13 protein-coding genes and 1 pseudogene are annotated in these 16,307 nt (G+C 66.6%); 11 read left to right on the top strand and 3 right to left on the bottom strand.

The window, feature by feature from the left end:
• Positions 1–112 precede the first annotated feature (112 nt).
• Positions 113–595, bottom strand: a pseudogene (locus ACYVB7_RS14020) (peroxiredoxin); the annotation flags it as partial.
• Positions 596–765: 170 nt separating this feature from the next.
• Positions 766–1,158, bottom strand: a complete 393-nt coding sequence (locus ACYVB7_RS14015) for an Mth938-like domain-containing protein (protein WP_460508728.1) — start codon at positions 1,156–1,158, stop codon at positions 766–768.
• Positions 1,159–1,296: 138 nt separating this feature from the next.
• Between ACYVB7_RS14015 and ACYVB7_RS14010 the strand changes: the two genes are divergently transcribed.
• From ACYVB7_RS14010 to moaD, 6 genes are all read left to right on the top strand, one after another.
• Positions 1,297–2,544: a pyridoxal phosphate-dependent aminotransferase gene (locus ACYVB7_RS14010; RefSeq protein ID WP_460508726.1), complete on the top strand. Its 1,248-nt coding sequence runs from the start codon at positions 1,297–1,299 to the stop codon at positions 2,542–2,544.
• Positions 2,545–2,625: 81 nt separating this feature from the next.
• A complete protein-coding gene (locus tag ACYVB7_RS14005; protein WP_460508724.1) occupies positions 2,626–3,972 on the top strand; it encodes a homoserine dehydrogenase in 1,347 nt (448 codons plus the stop codon).
• A gap of 17 nt (positions 3,973–3,989) precedes the next feature.
• Positions 3,990–5,417, top strand: coding sequence for a threonine synthase (gene thrC, locus ACYVB7_RS14000; protein WP_460508722.1), 1,428 nt, complete (start codon positions 3,990–3,992; stop codon positions 5,415–5,417).
• 68 nt (positions 5,418–5,485) lie between these two features.
• On the top strand, positions 5,486–6,034 hold the full coding sequence (mobB, locus tag ACYVB7_RS13995; protein WP_460508720.1) for a molybdopterin-guanine dinucleotide biosynthesis protein B: 549 nt from the start codon (positions 5,486–5,488) through the stop codon (positions 6,032–6,034).
• Positions 6,035–6,045: 11 nt separating this feature from the next.
• A complete protein-coding gene (locus tag ACYVB7_RS13990) occupies positions 6,046–7,341 on the top strand; it encodes a molybdopterin molybdotransferase MoeA (protein WP_460508718.1) in 1,296 nt (431 codons plus the stop codon).
• 5 nt (positions 7,342–7,346) lie between these two features.
• Positions 7,347–7,598: a MoaD/ThiS family protein gene (moaD, locus tag ACYVB7_RS13985; RefSeq protein WP_460508716.1), complete on the top strand. Its 252-nt coding sequence runs from the start codon at positions 7,347–7,349 to the stop codon at positions 7,596–7,598.
• 29 nt (positions 7,599–7,627) lie between these two features.
• Here moaD and ACYVB7_RS13980 read toward each other — a convergent pair whose 3' ends face one another.
• Positions 7,628–8,542, bottom strand: a complete 915-nt coding sequence (locus ACYVB7_RS13980; RefSeq protein WP_460508714.1) for a 4-hydroxy-tetrahydrodipicolinate synthase family protein — start codon at positions 8,540–8,542, stop codon at positions 7,628–7,630.
• 314 nt (positions 8,543–8,856) lie between these two features.
• Between ACYVB7_RS13980 and ACYVB7_RS13975 the strand changes: the two genes are divergently transcribed.
• From ACYVB7_RS13975 to clpB, 5 genes are all read left to right on the top strand, one after another.
• Complete coding sequence (locus tag ACYVB7_RS13975; protein ID WP_460508712.1) at positions 8,857–9,351, top strand: molybdenum cofactor biosynthesis protein MoaE; 495 nt, start codon at positions 8,857–8,859, stop codon at positions 9,349–9,351.
• A 19-nt stretch (positions 9,352–9,370) separates the two neighbouring features.
• Positions 9,371–10,174, top strand: coding sequence for a GNAT family N-acetyltransferase (locus ACYVB7_RS13970; protein ID WP_460508710.1), 804 nt, complete (start codon positions 9,371–9,373; stop codon positions 10,172–10,174).
• 119 nt (positions 10,175–10,293) lie between these two features.
• Positions 10,294–11,058 (top strand): enoyl-ACP reductase, encoded by a 765-nt coding sequence (fabI, locus tag ACYVB7_RS13965; protein WP_460508708.1) that lies wholly within the window; start codon positions 10,294–10,296, stop codon positions 11,056–11,058.
• A gap of 30 nt (positions 11,059–11,088) precedes the next feature.
• Positions 11,089–13,554, top strand: coding sequence for a DUF3141 domain-containing protein (locus tag ACYVB7_RS13960; protein ID WP_460508706.1), 2,466 nt, complete (start codon positions 11,089–11,091; stop codon positions 13,552–13,554).
• Positions 13,555–13,697: 143 nt separating this feature from the next.
• Positions 13,698–16,307, top strand: coding sequence for an ATP-dependent Clp protease ATP-binding subunit (gene clpB, locus ACYVB7_RS13955; protein ID WP_460508704.1), 2,610 nt, complete (start codon positions 13,698–13,700; stop codon positions 16,305–16,307).

Here is a 16,307-nt window from a genome sequence, read left to right as displayed (position 1 = left end):
CCACTTTCTTGGCGGGGGCGGTCTTGGCGGCGGCTTTGGGGGTTGCGGCTTCCGCGGCTGGGGCGGCAGCAGGCGCAGCCTCAGGCTCTTTGCTGGCGGCGGCTTCCTTGGCGGCTGCGGCACCGGCCTTCTTCAGGGCCTTGACGGCCTTGAGCACTTCTTCCACGTGGCCGGGGACCTTCAGGCCGCGCCATTCCTGCTTCAGCAGGCCGTCGGCCCCGATGAGGAAGGTGCTGCGCTCGATGCCCTTGACCTTTTTGCCGTACATGATCTTGTTCTTGACCACGCCGAACATGTGGCACATTTTTTCTTCGGTGTCGGCGATCAGCTCGAAGGGGAGTTCGAGCTTGGCCTTGAACTCGTCGTGCGACTTCATGTTGTCGCGAGAGACACCGAACACGGCAGCACCCGCCTTGGCAAAGTCTTTGTATTTGTCACGGAACTGCATGGCTTCCGTGGTGCAGCCCGGGGTGTTGTCCTTGGGGTAGAAATACAGGATGACGTCTTGACCGAGGTGGGACTGGTGGGTGACCTTGACTTGGTTGGTGGCGAGGGCTTCGAACTCGGGGATAGGTTTGTTGACGACGACTGCCATGTTGTGTGAACCCTGACCTAGGTGAATTTGTGTGTGGCACCATGGCTGGGAGTCCAGCCAAGATCAACATGCAATTTTACCCTGAAGCTGTGTCGGATCCTGGAAGGTGGGGGTGCCAATTCCAAGCTTCTTCAGGGAAATGGGGTTGGGGTTAACCCTTGGATGAAAGTTTATTGAACAGGAAGGGGTCCATCACCGCTGATCAGCAGTGCGGCCACCACCTGTCGCCCCTCTTGCGCCAGGATGTTGTAGGTGCGGCAGGCGGCCCCGGTGCCCATGGTTTCCAGGCCCACACGGGCCTGCATCAGGGCTTGCAGGGTGGCGGGTGGGGGAAACCGCATCCGTTCGCCGCAGCCGAACACGATGACCTCGGGCTGGTCAGCCAGCAGGCTGGCGAACAGCTCGGCGCTCAGGTCTTCAAAGCGCTGGCACGGCCAGGGGCGCACCCCCTGGGTGCTGCTGACCACCACGCTGTGGGTGTACCGCTGGCCATTGACTTGCACCCAGCCCTCGCCGTAGGACTGGATGGACGAGGCAACCGCGGCGTCGGCGTGGAGTTTCATGGTTCAAAGGCGGTGGAGGAGGGGTGGGGCCACAAGGGCGCAGGTTGTCAGGGTTGACACGTGGAATTGTGGTGAAATTGTAAGTTTCCGCCCACCTCGTGCCTGCCGTTCCTGGCAAGGCCCCATGCCCTGTACGCCATGACCTCGCGAATCATCCACAAGTCCGCCAAGCTCAACAACGTGCTCTATGACGTGCGAGGCCCCATCGTGGACGTGGCGCACCAGATGGAGGAAGAGGGCCAGAAGATCATCAAGCTCAACATCGGCAACCTGGCACCGTTTGGGTTTGATGCCCCCGAAGAGATTCAGCAGGACATGATCCGCAACCTGCCCAACTCGGCGGGGTACTCGGACAGCAAGGGCATTTTCTCGGCGCGCAAGGCCGTCATGCACTACACCCAGCAGCAGGGCGTGCAGGGCGTGACGCTGGACGACATCTACCTGGGCAACGGGGCCAGCGAACTCATCACCATGGCCACCAACGCGCTGCTGGACAACGGCGACGAACTGCTGGTGCCCATGCCCGACTACCCGCTGTGGACGGCGGCGGTCAGCCTGTCGGGTGCCAAGCCGGTGCACTACCGCTGCAACGAAGAAAACGGCTGGATGCCCGACCTCGACGACATCCGCGCCAAGATCACCCCGGCCACCAAGGGCCTGGTGGTCATCAACCCCAACAACCCCACCGGTGCGCTGTACTCCGACGAGCTGCTGAAGGAGCTGGTGCAGATCGCCCGTGAGCACAACCTGGTGCTGATGGCCGACGAGGTGTACGACAAGGTGCTGTACGACGGCGTCAAGCACACCGCCATGGCCAGCCTGAGCACCGATGTGCTGACGCTCACCTTCAACTCGCTGTCCAAGTCGTACCGGGCCTGCGGCTACCGGGCGGGCTGGATGGTCATTTCCGGCGACAAGGCCGTGGCCAAGGACTACATCGAGGGCCTGAACATGCTGGCCAACATGAAGCTGGGCTCTAACGTGCCGGGCCAATACGCGGTGCAGACCGCGCTGGGCGGCTACCAGAGCATCAACGACCTGGTGAAAGAAGGTGGCCGCCTGCGCCGCCAGCGCGACCTGGCCTACGAGCTGATCACCGCCATCCCGGGCGTGACCTGCGTCAAACCCCATGCGGCGCTGTACATGTTTCCGCGGCTGGACCCCAAGGTGTACCCCATTGAGGACGACCGCCAGTTCTTCATGGAAGTGCTGCGCGCCACCCGGGTGATGCTGGTGCAGGGCACCGGCTTCAACTGGCCCGAGCCGGACCACTTCCGCATCGTGTTCCTGCCCCACGAAGACGACCTGCGCGAAGCCATTGGCCGCCTGGCCAAGTTCCTGGCGCTGTACCGTCGGCGCATGGGCACCGACATCCGCGCGGCCTGAGGGTCGATCACTCCTGTTTTTGTAGCTGCTTGCGCTTTTAAATAAAGCGGTACAAGCCTTTTTTATCCTGAAAAATTGACCATGAAACCCATCCAAGTTGGCCTGCTGGGCATCGGCACCGTTGGCAGCGGCACGTTCAACGTGCTCAAACGCAACCAGGAGGAAATCACCCGCCGGGCTGGCCGTGGCATTGAGATCACCATGGTGGCCGACCTGGACGTGGCCCGTGCCAAGGCCGTGGTGGGCGAGGGCGTGACCGTGGTCAACGACGCCCGTCAAGTCATTGCCAACCCGGACATCGACATCGTCATCGAGCTGATCGGCGGCTACGGCATCGCCAAGGCCCTGGTGCTGGAAGCCATTGCCGCGGGCAAACACGTGGTGACCGCCAACAAGGCGCTGCTGGCCGTGCACGGCACCGAGATTTTTGCCGCCGCCAGCGCCAAGGGCGTGATGGTGGCCTTCGAGGCCGCGGTGGCCGGGGGCATCCCCATCATCAAGGCGCTGCGCGAGGGCCTCACCGCCAACCGCATCCAGTGGCTGGCCGGCATCATCAACGGCACCACCAACTTCATCCTGTCCGAAATGCGCGACAAGGGCCTGGATTTCGACGTGGTGCTGAAGGAAGCCCAGCGCCTGGGTTATGCCGAGGCCGACCCCACCTTCGACATCGAAGGCGTGGACGCCGCCCACAAGGCCACGCTGATGAGCGCCATTGCCTACGGCATCCCGGTGCAGTTCGACAAGGCCTACGTGGAAGGCATCACCAAGCTGGGTGCCGCTGACATCCGTTATGCCGAGCAACTGGGTTACCGCATCAAGCTGCTGGGCATTGCCAAGCGCCGGGATGCCAACGCGGCCACACAGCAGACGGCGGGCATCGAGCTGCGCGTGCACCCCACCCTGATCCCCGCCAAGCGCCTGATCGCCAACGTGGAAGGCGCCATGAACGCCGTGGTGGTCAACGGCGATGCCGTGGGCAACACGCTGTACTACGGCAAGGGCGCGGGCAGCGAACCCACCGCCAGCGCCGTGATTGCCGACCTGGTGGACATCACCCGCCTGCACACCGCCGACCCGCAAAACCGCGTGCCCCACCTGGCCTTCCAGCCGGGCGAGCTGAGCGACCTGCCCGTGCTGCCCATGAGCGAGGTGGTGACCAGCTACTACCTGCGCCTGCGCGTGGCCGACCAGGCCGGCGTGCTGGCCAAGGTGACCGGCCTGCTGGCCGAAGCCGGCATCAGCATCGACGCCGTGCTGCAACGCGAAGCCGACGAAGTGGGCGGCGAGGGCAGCACCCAGACCGATGTCATCATCCTCACGCACGACACTAAGGAAGGCACCATGAACGCCGCCATCGCCCAGATGCAGGCGCTGCCCACGGTGCTGGCCCCCATCGTGCGCATCCGCAAGGAAGAGCTGGCCTGATCGGCCCGGAGACCGCCATGCACTACATCAGCACCCGCGGCGACCGCACGCCCAAACGTTTTTGCGACATCCTGCTGGAGGGTCTGGCGCCCGATGGCGGCCTGTACCTGCCCGAGCACTACCCCCAGGTGAGCGACGCCACGCTGACGCGCTGGCGCGAGGTCTACCACCGCCAGGGGTATGCCGAGCTGGCGTTCGAAATCCTGTCGCTCTACATCGACGACATTCCCGCCGACGACCTGCGCGCCCTGTGCCGCAAGACCTACACCGCCGAGGTGTTTGGCACCGGCGAAATCGTGCCCCTGCGCCATGTGGAAGACGGCCTGTGGCTGGAAGCCCTGTCCAACGGCCCCACGCTGGCCTTCAAGGACATGGCCATGCAGCTGCTGGGCAACCTGTTCGAGTACGAACTGGGCCGCCGTGGTGCCGAGCTGAACATTCTGGGTGCCACCAGCGGTGACACCGGCAGCGCCGCCGAGCACGCCATGCGCGGCAAGAAGGGCGTGCGCGTGTTCATGACCAGCCCGCACGGCCGCATGAGCCCCTTCCAGCAGGCCCAGATGTTCAGCCTGATGGACGACAACATCTTCAACATCGCCATCGAAGGCGTGTTCGACGACTGCCAGGACATCGTCAAGGCCGTCTCCAACGACCTGGCCTTCAAGCGCCAGTTCAAGATCGGCACCGTCAACTCCATCAACTGGGCGCGTCTGCTGGCCCAGGTGGTGTACTACTTTGCGGGGTACATCCAGGCCACGGAAAGCAACAGCCAGCAGGTGTCGTTCACCGTGCCCAGCGGCAACTTCGGCAACGTGTGTGCGGGCCATGTGGCCAAGCAGATGGGCCTGCCCATCGCCCGGCTGGTGGTGGCCACCAACGAAAACGACGTGCTCGACGAGTTCTTCCGCACCGGCGTCTACCGCGTGCGCGGCAGCGCCGACACGCACGAAACCTCCAGCCCCAGCATGGACATTTCCAAGGCCAGCAACTTCGAGCGCTTTGTGTTCGACCTGCTGGGCCGCGATGCCGGTCGCACCGCGAACCTGTTCGGCACGCAGCTCAACCAGACGGGCCGTTTCGACCTGAGCGCCGACCCGCTGTTTGCCCAGGCCGCGGCCAAATACGGCTTTGCCAGCGGCAAGAGCACCCACGCCGACCGGCTGGCCACCATCCGCGACGTGGCCGAGCGCCACGGCATGGTCATCGACACCCACACCGCCGACGGCGTCAAGGTCGCCCGCGAGCACCTGCAAGCCGACGTGCCCATGGTGGTGCTGGAAACCGCGCTGCCCATCAAGTTTGCCGAAACCATCCAGGAAGCCCTGGGCCGCCTGCCCGAGCGTCCGGCCAAGTTCAACGGCATTGAAGACCTGCCCAAACGCGTGGTCGTCATGCCCGCCGATGCCGCCCAGGTCAAGGCCTTCATCACTGAAAAATGTGCATGAAATTGGCCTCTTGCGCTTTTATATAAAGCGCAAGCAGCTATTTAATTTGTAGCAACCAGGGGCTGGGTGTGAACGTTGTGGTGTTGGCCGGGTACTCCGGCTCTGGCAAGACCAGCTTGCTGGAAAAGCTGCTGCCCGCGCTCAAGGCGCGGGGGCAGCGGGTGTCGGTGGTCAAACACGCCCACCACCGCTTTGAAGTGGACCACCCCGGCAAGGACACCTGGCGCCACCGCGAGGCCGGGGCCTTCGAGGTGGTGGCCGCGGCACCGCACCAACTGGTGCTGCAACGCCAGTTCGAACAGACCATGGAACTGTCGGTGCACCACGCCATTGCCGAGCTGTATGCCGGTGTGGACTGGGTGCTGGTGGAGGGTTTCCGCGAGTGCGACCTGCCCAAGCTGGAAGTCTGGCGCCCCGCCATGGGCAAACCGGTTCGTTACCCCGACGATCCCTTTGTGGTGGCCGTCTGCACCGACGCCCAACCCTGCACCGCCGCTGGCCTGCCCAACCCCACCGACCTGCCGGTGCTCAACCTCAACGACGGTGGGGCCGTGGCCGACTGGCTGCTGGCCCAGGGCACACGCTTTGCCTACGATGCCGAGCGCCACGCCGTTTGAACCCTGAACCCATGACCGCACCCGCCGCCCCCACACCCCCTGCCGCGGCCACGCCCCGCGCCCCATTGATGTCGCTGGACGATGCCTTGCAGCGCCTGCTGGCCAGTGTGCAGCCCTTGCCCACCCAAGCCGGGGGCACCGAGGTGGTGGACACCCTGCTGGCCGATGGCCGGGTGCTGGCCCAGACCCTGGTGTCGGCCCTGCACGTGCCGCCACAGGACAACTCCAGCATGGACGGATATGCCGTGCGCTGTGCCGACCTGGCCGCCGCCACGCCGCAGCAGCCGGTGCGCCTGCTGGTGTCGCAACGCACTCCCGCTGGCCACCCGGCGCAGCCGCTGCAAGCGGGCACGGTGGCCCGCGTGTTCACCGGGGCCTCAGTCCCCGAGGGGGCCGATGCCATCGTCATGCAGGAAGACGTGACCGCGGTGGAGCAGGACGGCCAGACCTGGGCCCGCTTTGCCGCCAGCCCCCGTGCGGGGGCCTGGATTCGCCGCGCCGGGGAAGACGTGAGCCGCGGTACCGAGGTGCTGAGCCCCGGCACCCGCCTGAGCCCCGCCGAGCTGGGCCTGGCCGCCAGCCTGGGCGCGGCGCAGCTGACGGTGTGCCGCCGCCCGCGCGTGGCCTTGCTGTCCACGGGTGATGAATTGGTGATGCCCGGCACGCTGCCGCCCGAGGCCATGCCGCCCGGGGCCATCTACAACAGCAACCGTTTCTTTTTGCGGGCGCTGCTGGTGCGCATGGGCTGCGACGTGACCGACCTGGGCCAGGTGCCTGACCGGCGCGAGGCCACGCTGGCCGCGCTGGAGCAGGCCGCCCAAGGCCATGACTTGATCTTGACCAGCGGTGGCGTGTCGGTGGGCGAGGAAGACCACATCAAACCCGCGGTGCAGCAGCTGGGCAGCCTGGACCTGTGGCAAATTGCCATGAAGCCCGGCAAACCCTTTGCCCACGGGCGGGTGCGGCAGGCCCACTTCATTGGGCTGCCGGGCAACCCGGTCTCCAGCTTCGTCACCTTCTTGCTGTTGGTGCGGCCCTTCCTGCTGCGCCTGCAAGGTGTGCAGGACGTGGCCCACCCGGTGCAGGTGCTGCCCGCCCATTTCGACCTGCCCCGGCCCGACAAACGCCGCGAGTTCCTGCGCGTGCGCCGCAATGCCCAGGGGGGGCTGGACCTGTTCCCCAACCAAAGCTCGGCGGTGCTCACCTCCGCCGCGTGGGCCGACGGGCTGGTGGACCACCCCGCAGGCAGCACCATCGCCCAGGGCGACGCGGTGCGCTTCATCGCCCTGTCCGATCTGCTCCGTTGACCGCCATGCACGTTCAAGTCAAATACTTTGCCTCCATCCGCGAAACCCTGGGCATGGGCAGCGAATCGGTGACCACCCAGGCCACCACCCTGGGAGGCTTGCGCGACGCGCTGCTGGCCCGCGGCGGTGCGCACGCCGAGGCGCTGGCCCGCAGCCGCGCCGTGCGCATGGCCCTGAACCAGGTGATGAGCGACGAAACCGCCCCGCTGCACGACGGGGCCGAGGTGGCGTTTTTCCCGCCCGTCACGGGCGGTTGAGGGGCGGTTAAGGGGCGTTGCAGGCGGGCTCAAGCCGCCAGGGCGCGGCGCAGGGCGTCCACGGTGCTGGCCGACGGGGCCGCCAGCGGTGGGCGCAGGTGGGCCAACCCTTCGCCCTGCAAGGCCAGGGCGGCCTTCAGCGGGCCGGGGTTGGGCTCGCTGAACAGGGCTTCCATCAGCGGCAGCAAACGTCGCCACGCGTTGCGGGCCTGGGCCAGTTGCCCCTGACGCAAGGCGCTGTACCAGGCCACGAAGTGGGGGGTGTGCAGGTGCAGGCTGGCGGCAATGGCCCCGGCGCCGCCCAGGGCCACGGTGGAGAACGCGGCCAGGTCTTCCCCGGCCAGCACCTGCAGCCGCCCGTCGGCAATCAGCGCCTGCGTTTTGCCCAGGTCACCCCCACAGTCCTTGATGCCCTGGATGCGCGGGTGCGCCGCCAGCGCCAGCAGCGTGTCGCGCGACAGCACGGCCCCGGTGCGGTAGGGGATGTCGTAAATCAGCACCGGCAGGGTGCTGGCATCGGCCAGTGACTCGAACCACTGCCGCAAGCCCGCTTGCGAGGGGCGGATGTAGTGCGGGGCGGTCAGCAGCAGGCCGCTGAGCAGCGGGGCCACGTCCGAGTGGGGTCCGGTCAGGCGCACCACCCAGTCGCGGGTGGCCTGCCATTGTTCGCCGCCCACGCCCATCACCAGTGGTTTGCCGCTTGCGTGCTGCGCCACGGTGCGCAGGCAGGCCAATTGCTCGTCGTGCGACAGGGCCGCGGCCTCGCCGGTGGTGCCGCACACCACAAAGCCGTGCACGCCGTCGCGGCACAGGCGCTGGGTGAGCGCGGCCAGGGCGGCGTGGTCAACGGCCAGGCCGTCGGGCGTGGGCGTGAAAGGCGTGACGAGGGGAACCCACAGGCCCGAAAAATCGGTGGGCGTGGAGGGCAGGGGGGACGCAGACATGGCACAGGCTCCGAGAAAGGTGGAAACGACCGATGGAATCAACCGTCGTGGTGTGCGCGAAGAAACGGGGGGGCGAACGCGGTGAGGGGTGCTGCCGGGGTTCCGTCGCTCATCCGACGACGGAACCGCAGCCCCGGTCAGATGAGCGGCGGTTTTTTGGATTTGGGGGCGCTGGCTGCACCACCGCCAGCCGCGGTGGCGGCTTGGACGAGGGCGGGGGTGGCGAGCAGGCGCATCGGACCAGTCTAGCAGAGCGAACCAGCCACCCTGGCGGGCTGCCCACCGCCCGCAAAAAACGGTGCAAAAATGGCTGCATGAACGCCGCCAGTGTCTCCCCCGCCCATCCCCGCGTCAGCATCCAAACCCACGACTTTGACCTCAGCGCCGAAGTGGCCGCCCTCCGTGCGGGCCAGCCCGGCGTGGGGGCCGTGTGCAGTTTTGTGGGCACGGTGCGCGACCGCAACGAGGGTGCGAGCGTGTCGGCCATGGAGCTGGAGCACTACCCGGGCATGACCGAAAAAGCCATCGAGGCCATGATCGACGAGGCCCAACGCCGTTTCGACATCCTGGGTGCCCGCGTCATCCACCGCGTGGGGCCGCTGTTGCCGCAAGACCAGATCGTGCTGGTGGCCGTGACCTCGGCCCACCGGGGCCAGAGCTTCCTGGCCTGCGAGTTCCTCATGGACTACCTGAAGAGCCACGCGCCGTTCTGGAAAAAGGAACAAACCCCCGAGGGTGCCCGCTGGGTGGACGCCCGCGTGAGCGACGATGCCGCCGCCGCCCGCTGGGGCCTGCCCGCACAGCAATGAACGATCTCGGATGAACGCCATGCCGAGTTCCGAGCCCACGCCCGTGCAAACCCCCACCGCCGTGGTGGAGGCCATGGAGCGGGCCACCCTGGCCGCCGTGGCCCCCGACGCCCTGCACTCCGTGCCCGGCTGGTTGCTGCCCATGGACCCCGGCACCATTGGCCGCGCCCACAGCGCCGTGCCCCTCAGCCATGACCCGGCCCACCAGGCCGCCCTGGCCGCTTGGGTGCCCGAGGTGGCGGCGTTGTACCGGGCGCATGGCCTCAAACCCGTGTTTCGGCTGCCGGATTCGTCGGTGGTGTTGCACCAGGCGGTGGCGGCCCTGGGGGCGGCCCCGCACGAACCCACCTGGGTCATGCGCGGGGCGGTGGCCCGCCTGGGGCAGGCGGTGCGCAGCCCGCACGGCGAGCCGCCCGCAGGTTTGCACCTGCGTGTGGACGACACCCCGGGCGCGGGCTGGCAGGCCTTGTACCTGGGCGAGGGGTTCGACCCGGTGGACGGGGCCTGCCGCGTGCGCAACCTGTCCCGGGCGGCGTGCAACCGCTACGTGACGGCGGAACTGCATGGCGAGCCGGTGGCCTGTGGTGCCGCGTCGTTGAGCCACGGCTGGCTGGGGGTGCACGGCATGCGCACCGCTTTGGCGCACCGGGGCCAGGGCTGGGCCGCGTGGGTGTTGCGGGCCATGGCCGAGCTGGCGCACGCCCAAGGGGTGGACCAGGTGTTTTTGCAGGTGGGGGCCGCCAACGCTTCGGCCCAGCGGCTGTACCAGCGGGCGGGCCTGGTGCGGGCCTGGGACTACGCCTATTGGCGTTTTGCGGCCTGAATTCGGCCTGAACCTGCCGTGCGTGCCCCCAGGTTTTGGGGCTTCTGTGCGGAATGTCAAGAATCCTGTCAAATTCCGCGGTTAGAGTGGTCCGCTTTGACAGGGCGTTGGGAGTGGGCATGTTCAGTTTGGCCGGAAAAAAAGCACTGGTGGTGGGCATTGCCAACGACCAGTCCATTGCCTGGGGCGTGGCCCAGGCGCTGCACCGTGGGGGTGCGCAGGTGGCGGTGACTTACCTCAACGCCAAGGCGGAGCCGCATGTGCGCCCGCTGGCCGAGCAGATCGGCTCGCCGCTCATTTGCCCGCTGGACGTGTCGGTTCCGGGGCAGGACGAGGTGCTGTTCCAGCAGATCCAACAGCAGTGGGGGGCGCTGGACATCCTGGTGCACTCCATCGCCTTTGCGCCGCGGCAGGACTTGCATGGTCGCGTGGTCGATGCCTCGCTGCAAGGTTTTGTGGCCGCCATGGACGTGTCGGTGCATTCGTTCATCCGCCTCACCCGATTGGCCGAACCGCTGATGAAGCAAGGTGGGGCCTGCATGGCCATGAGCTACTACGGCGCCGAGAAGGTGGTGGAGGGTTACAACCTCATGGGGCCGGTCAAGGCCGCGCTGGAGGCCACGGTGCGCGAGCTGGCGGCCGAGCTGGGCGACAAGAACATTTCGGTCAACGCCTTGTCCCCCGGCCCCATGCTGACCCGCGCCGCGGGCGGCATTGCCCAGTTCGACGCGCTGATGGACCGCGCGGTGCAGCAAGCGCCCATGCACCGCCTGGCCACCCCTGAAGACGTGGGCGCACTGGCCGCTTTCCTGGCGTGCGAGCAGGCACGCAACATCACGGGCAACGTCATCCACGTGGATGCCGGTGCCCACATCATGGGCTGAGCCCTGTCATTCACCCCTCAAGGTTTTGCCATGTACGCACCCAAGCCCCTGTTCAGCCCGGTCCACCTGGGTGAACGTGTCCACAACGAAAAAGAAGTGCTGGACCACCAAGCCCAGCGCCTGAAGGACAGCGCGGCCCAGCACAGCCAGCGCATGCAGCAGGCCCAGGCCGAGTTCAACCGCAAGGTGGTGGCGCAGGGCGGCGAGGTGGCCGACGGCGTGCGCAAGGCCCTGGCCAGCGGCACGCTGCTGTCGGCGGCCAGCGCCTACTGGATCGACGCCCTGCAACGCGCCGTGCTGACGGTGGACACGCTGCGCGAGCGCGGCAACATCGACTTGGCGCACGAGGCCGCGGGCACCCCGCCCGTGCTGGTGTACGACCACGAGTTGGTGGTGGACGGCGAAACCCTGCCGCGCCCCGTCAACTACCAGCTGCTGCACATCCTGCCGCCCAAGGGCGTGAAGGTGCATGCCTGGAAGCGCCCCTACATGATCATCGACCCCCGGGCCGGGCACGGTGCCGGCATTGGCGGCTTCAAGCAGGACAGCCAGGTGGGCGTGGCGCTGCGTGCGGGGCACCCGGTGTACTTCGTGGTGTTCCGCCAGCGCCCGGTGTACGGCCAGACCCTGGCCGACGTGATGCGGGCCGAGGCCGAGTTTGTGCGCGAAATCACCCGCCGCCACCCCGATGCACCGGCCCCCATCATCGTGGGCAACTGCCAGGGCGGCTGGGCCACCATGGTGTTGGCCGCGGCCAACCCGGACATCTCTGGCCCGCTGGTCATCAACGGGGCGCCCATGGCCTACTGGTCGGGCCATGCGGGTGACAGCACCATGCGCTACAACGGCGGCCTGCTGGGTGGGGCCATGCCCGCGCTGCTCATGTCCGACCTGGGCCATGGCCAGTTTGACGGTGCGCACCTGGTCAGCAACTTCGAGATGCTCAACCCCGGGCGCAACTTCTTTGGCAAGTACTACGACCTGTTTGCCAACGTGGACAAGGACCGCGAGTCCTTCCTGGAGTTCGAAAAGTGGTGGGGGGGCTTCCACTTCACCAACGAGGCGGAAATCCGCTGGATCGTCGAGCAGCTGTTCGTGGGCAACAAGCTGGCGCGTGGCGAGGCGTCGCTGGAGCATGGCCGCCCGCTGGACCTCAAGGCCATCCGCTCGCCCATCATCGTGTTTGCCAGCAAGGGCGACAACATCACCCCGCCGCAGCAGGCCCTGAACTGGATTGCCGACACCTACACCGACGAACGCGAAATCGTCGTGCGCGGCAACCGCATCATCTACATGGTGCACGAGAAGGTGGGGCACCTGGGCATCTTCGTGTCGTCGTCGGTGGCCAAGAAGGAGCACGCCGAAATGGCGTCCACCCTCAAGACCATCGAATCGCTGGCCCCCGGGCTGTACGAGATGGTCATTGAGGACATCAGCGAGGACGACGGCGAGGAGCACTTTGTCGTCAGCTTCCAGAACCGCACCATGGCCGACCTGCTGGGCATCATCAGCCCCGATCGGTCCGACGAGCGCGACTTTGCCGCCGTGGCCCGCCTGTCCGAGATGGGCGTGCACACCTACGAAACCCTGGTGCGCCCGGCGGTGCAGGCCCTGGTCACGCCCCAGGTGGCCAAGGCCATCGAGAACGCCCACCCCTCGCGGGTGAGTCGGCGCTCGTTTGCCAACGCCTTCAACCCGCTCATGCCCTTGGTGGAGCAGGCCGCGGACAAGGTGCGCCACGAGCGTGCCCCGGCGCAAGCCGACAACCCCTTCCTGGCGGCTGAAAAGCTCGTGGCGACCAGCATCACCCACGGCATGGACCTGTGGCGCGACACCCGCGATGCCGCCTACGAACTGGCCTTCATCGGCCTGTACGGCAACCCCTTCATGCAATGGGTGGGGGCCACCCATGCCCACGCCCGCACGCAAAAAGACCCCGCCGAACTGCGTTACCTGCCCGAAGTGCAGGCCATGCTGCTGGGCATTGGGCAGGGTGGGCTGGAAGAGGCGGTCATCCGCATGCTGATTTTGCTGGCCGACTCCCGCGGTTCGGTGCGGCGCGACCGGCTGGAGCGCTCGTCCAAGCTGCTGACCGAGGAGGAGCCTTTCGCCTCGCTGAGCAAGGAAGACCGGTCGGCGTTGATCCGCCAGCAGTCCATCATCACCGAGTTCGAGCGCGAAAAGGCCATTGCCGCCTTGCCCAAGCTGCTGCCCACCCGCGAGCTGCGCGAATGGGCCCTGGAGGCGGTCCACCACGTGCTGGGTCCGGTGGACGAAATGGCCCCCGAAACCCAGGCGCTGGTGCAGCGGTTTGAAACCCTGCTGTCGTCCGAACCTTCGGCCCTGCCGTCGCGGCTTGCACGGCACCCGGGGCAGGCCGTGGCAGAGGCGGGCGCTGCGCCCAAGGCCAAGCCAGACGCCCCCGCGACCCCTGCAGCGAAAGCCGCGGGTGCAGCCGCCAAAGCGCCGAGGCGCAGTGTGCGCAAAAGCTCCTGATTTGATAGCTTCTTACGCTTTATTTAAAAGCGCTATAGGCCAAAAAGTCATGTAATTCATGGCCATCCACGGGTGCAAACCCTTGAAACCACCCGGGATGGCCTCACGTCGGTGGCAGTTGAATCTTCAAGAGGACTGCCACCATGCGCGTCGACAAACTCACCACCAAGTTCCAGGAAGCCCTGGCCGAGGCCCAGTCGCTGGCCAACGTGGGCGACAACCCCTACATCGAGCCCGCCCACCTGCTGCTGGCCATGCTGCGCCAGGACGATGGCCCCAAGTCGCTGTTGCAGCGCGCCGGGGTCAACGTGGGCGGGCTGCAACGTGCTGCGGAAGACGCCGTCAAGCGCCTGCCGCAGGTGCAGGGCGGTGAGCAGGTGCAGGTCAGCCGCGACCTGCAAACCCTGCTGCAAGCCACCGAAAAAGAGGCCGCCAAACGCGGCGACGCCTTCATGGCCAGCGAGCTGTTCCTGCTGGCCGTGGCCGATGCCAAGGGTGACGTGGGCCGCATGGCCAAAGACAACGGCCTGACCCGCAAGAGCCTGGAAGCCGCCATCGACGCCGTGCGCGGAGGCCAGAACGTCAACAGCCCCGAGGCCGAAGGCCAGCGCGAGGCCCTGAAAAAATACTGCCTGGACCTGACCGAGCGCGCCCGCCAGGGCAAGCTGGACCCGGTGATTGGCCGCGACGACGAAATCCGCCGCGCCATCCAGGTGCTGCAACGCCGAACCAAAAACAACCCGGTGCTGATTGGCGAACCCGGCGTGGGCAAGACGGCCATCGTCGAGGGGCTGGCCCAGCGCATCGTGGCCGGTGAGGTGCCCGACAGCCTCAAGGGCAAGCGTGTGCTCAGCCTGGACATGGCCGCCTTGCTGGCCGGGGCCAAGTTCCGCGGCGAGTTCGAGGAGCGCCTGAAGAACGTGCTCAACGAGCTGGCCAAGGAGGAGGGGCAGGTCATCGTCTTCATCGACGAGCTGCACACCATGGTGGGCGCGGGCAAGGCCGAAGGCGCCATGGACGCGGGCAACATGCTCAAGCCCGCGCTGGCCCGTGGCGAGCTGCACTGCGTGGGCGCCACCACGCTGGACGAGTACCGCAAGTACATCGAAAAAGACGCTGCGCTGGAGCGCCGCTTCCAGAAGATTCTGGTGGGCGAGCCCACGGTGGAGGCCACCATCGCCATCCTGCGCGGCCTGAAGGAACGCTACGAGGTGCACCACGGCGTGGACATCACCGACCCCGCCATCGTCGCCGCCGCCGAGCTGAGCCACCGCTACATCACCGACCGCTTCTTGCCCGACAAGGCCATTGACCTGATCGACGAGGCCGCCAGCAAGATCAAGATCGAGCTGGACTCCAAGCCCGAGGTCATGGACAAGCTGGACCGCCGCCTGATCCAGCTGCAAATCGAGCGCGAAGCCGTCAAGCGCGAAAAGGACGAAGCCTCGCAAAAGCGCCTGGAGCTGATCGAGGCCGAAATTGAGGACCTGCAACTCGAAATTGCCGACCTGGACGAGGTGTGGAAGCGCGAAAAAGCCCAGGCCCAGGGCAGCGCCCAGGTGAAAGAGGCCATCGACAAGCTGCGCTTCCAGATTGAAGAGCTGACCCGCAAGGGCGACTTCAACAAGGTGGCCGAGCTGCAATACGGCAAGCTGCCCGAGCTGGAGCGCCAGCTGAAGGAAGCCCAGGCCAAGGAGGCCGGCAGCGGTGGTGGCAAGGGCAACCAGCTGCTGCGCACGCAGGTGGGCGCGGAAGAAATTGCCGAGGTGGTCAGCCGCGCCACCGGCATTCCCGTGGCCAAGATGATGCAGGGCGAAAAAGACAAGCTGCTGCAAATGGAAACCAAGCTGCACGAGCGCGTGGTGGGCCAGGACGAGGCCATTGCCGCGGTGGCCAACGCCATCCGCCGCTCACGCTCGGGCCTGAGCGACCCCAACCGCCCCACGGGCAGCTTTTTGTTCCTGGGCCCGACTGGCGTGGGCAAGACCGAGCTGTGCAAGGCGCTGGCCGGGTTCTTGTTCGACAGCGAGGAACACCTGGTCCGCATCGACATGAGCGAGTTCATGGAAAAACATTCCGTGGCCCGCCTCATCGGTGCGCCCCCCGGCTATGTGGGCTACGAGGAGGGCGGCTACCTCACCGAGGCCGTGCGCCGCAAGCCCTACAGCGTGCTGCTGCTGGACGAGGTGGAAAAAGCCCACCCCGACGTGTTCAACGTGCTGCTGCAAGTGCTGGATGATGGCCGCTTGACCGACGGCCAGGGCCGCACCGTGGATTTCAAGAACACCGTGATCGTGATGACCAGCAACATCGGCAGCCACCTCATCCAGGGCATGGTGGGCATGGACGTGCAGGACATCAAGGACGCGGTGTGGGGCGAGCTGAAGAACCATTTCCGTCCCGAGTTCCTCAACCGCATCGACGAAACGGTGGTGTTCCACGGCCTGGATGCCGAGCACATTGCCCGCATCGCGGCCATCCAGCTCAAGGTGCTGCAAGCCCGCTTGCAGGCCATGGACCTGCGGCTGGAGGTGTCGGACGCCGCCCTGGCCGAACTGGCCAAGGTGGGCTTTGACCCGGTGTTTGGTGCCCGCCCGCTCAAGCGCGCCATTCAACAGCGGATCGAAAACCCGCTGTCCAAGCTGCTGCTGGAAGGGCATTACCCGCCCAAGTCGGTGATTGCCGTCAGCGTGGACCCGGTGCGCAACCCGGGGCAGTTCGAGTTTGGCGCTGCGGGGACTGTAGGCGCGTAA

The organism is Hydrogenophaga soli (genome assembly GCF_054777695.1).
This window is presented reverse-complemented; position numbering and strand designations above follow the sequence as displayed.

Coding starts and splice junctions, on each gene's coding strand:
- ACYVB7_RS14015 (WP_460508728.1), bottom strand. CDS start 1,158: ATGAAACTCCACGCCGACGCCGCGGTTGCCTCGTCCATCCAGTCCTAC.
- ACYVB7_RS14010 (WP_460508726.1), top strand. CDS start 1,297: ATGACCTCGCGAATCATCCACAAGTCCGCCAAGCTCAACAACGTGCTC.
- ACYVB7_RS14005 (WP_460508724.1), top strand. CDS start 2,626: ATGAAACCCATCCAAGTTGGCCTGCTGGGCATCGGCACCGTTGGCAGC.
- thrC (WP_460508722.1), top strand. CDS start 3,990: ATGCACTACATCAGCACCCGCGGCGACCGCACGCCCAAACGTTTTTGC.
- ACYVB7_RS13990 (WP_460508718.1), top strand. CDS start 6,046: ATGACCGCACCCGCCGCCCCCACACCCCCTGCCGCGGCCACGCCCCGC.
- moaD (WP_460508716.1), top strand. CDS start 7,347: ATGCACGTTCAAGTCAAATACTTTGCCTCCATCCGCGAAACCCTGGGC.
- ACYVB7_RS13980 (WP_460508714.1), bottom strand. CDS start 8,542: ATGTCTGCGTCCCCCCTGCCCTCCACGCCCACCGATTTTTCGGGCCTG.
- ACYVB7_RS13975 (WP_460508712.1), top strand. CDS start 8,857: ATGAACGCCGCCAGTGTCTCCCCCGCCCATCCCCGCGTCAGCATCCAA.
- ACYVB7_RS13970 (WP_460508710.1), top strand. CDS start 9,371: ATGCCGAGTTCCGAGCCCACGCCCGTGCAAACCCCCACCGCCGTGGTG.
- fabI (WP_460508708.1), top strand. CDS start 10,294: ATGTTCAGTTTGGCCGGAAAAAAAGCACTGGTGGTGGGCATTGCCAAC.
- ACYVB7_RS13960 (WP_460508706.1), top strand. CDS start 11,089: ATGTACGCACCCAAGCCCCTGTTCAGCCCGGTCCACCTGGGTGAACGT.
- clpB (WP_460508704.1), top strand. CDS start 13,698: ATGCGCGTCGACAAACTCACCACCAAGTTCCAGGAAGCCCTGGCCGAG.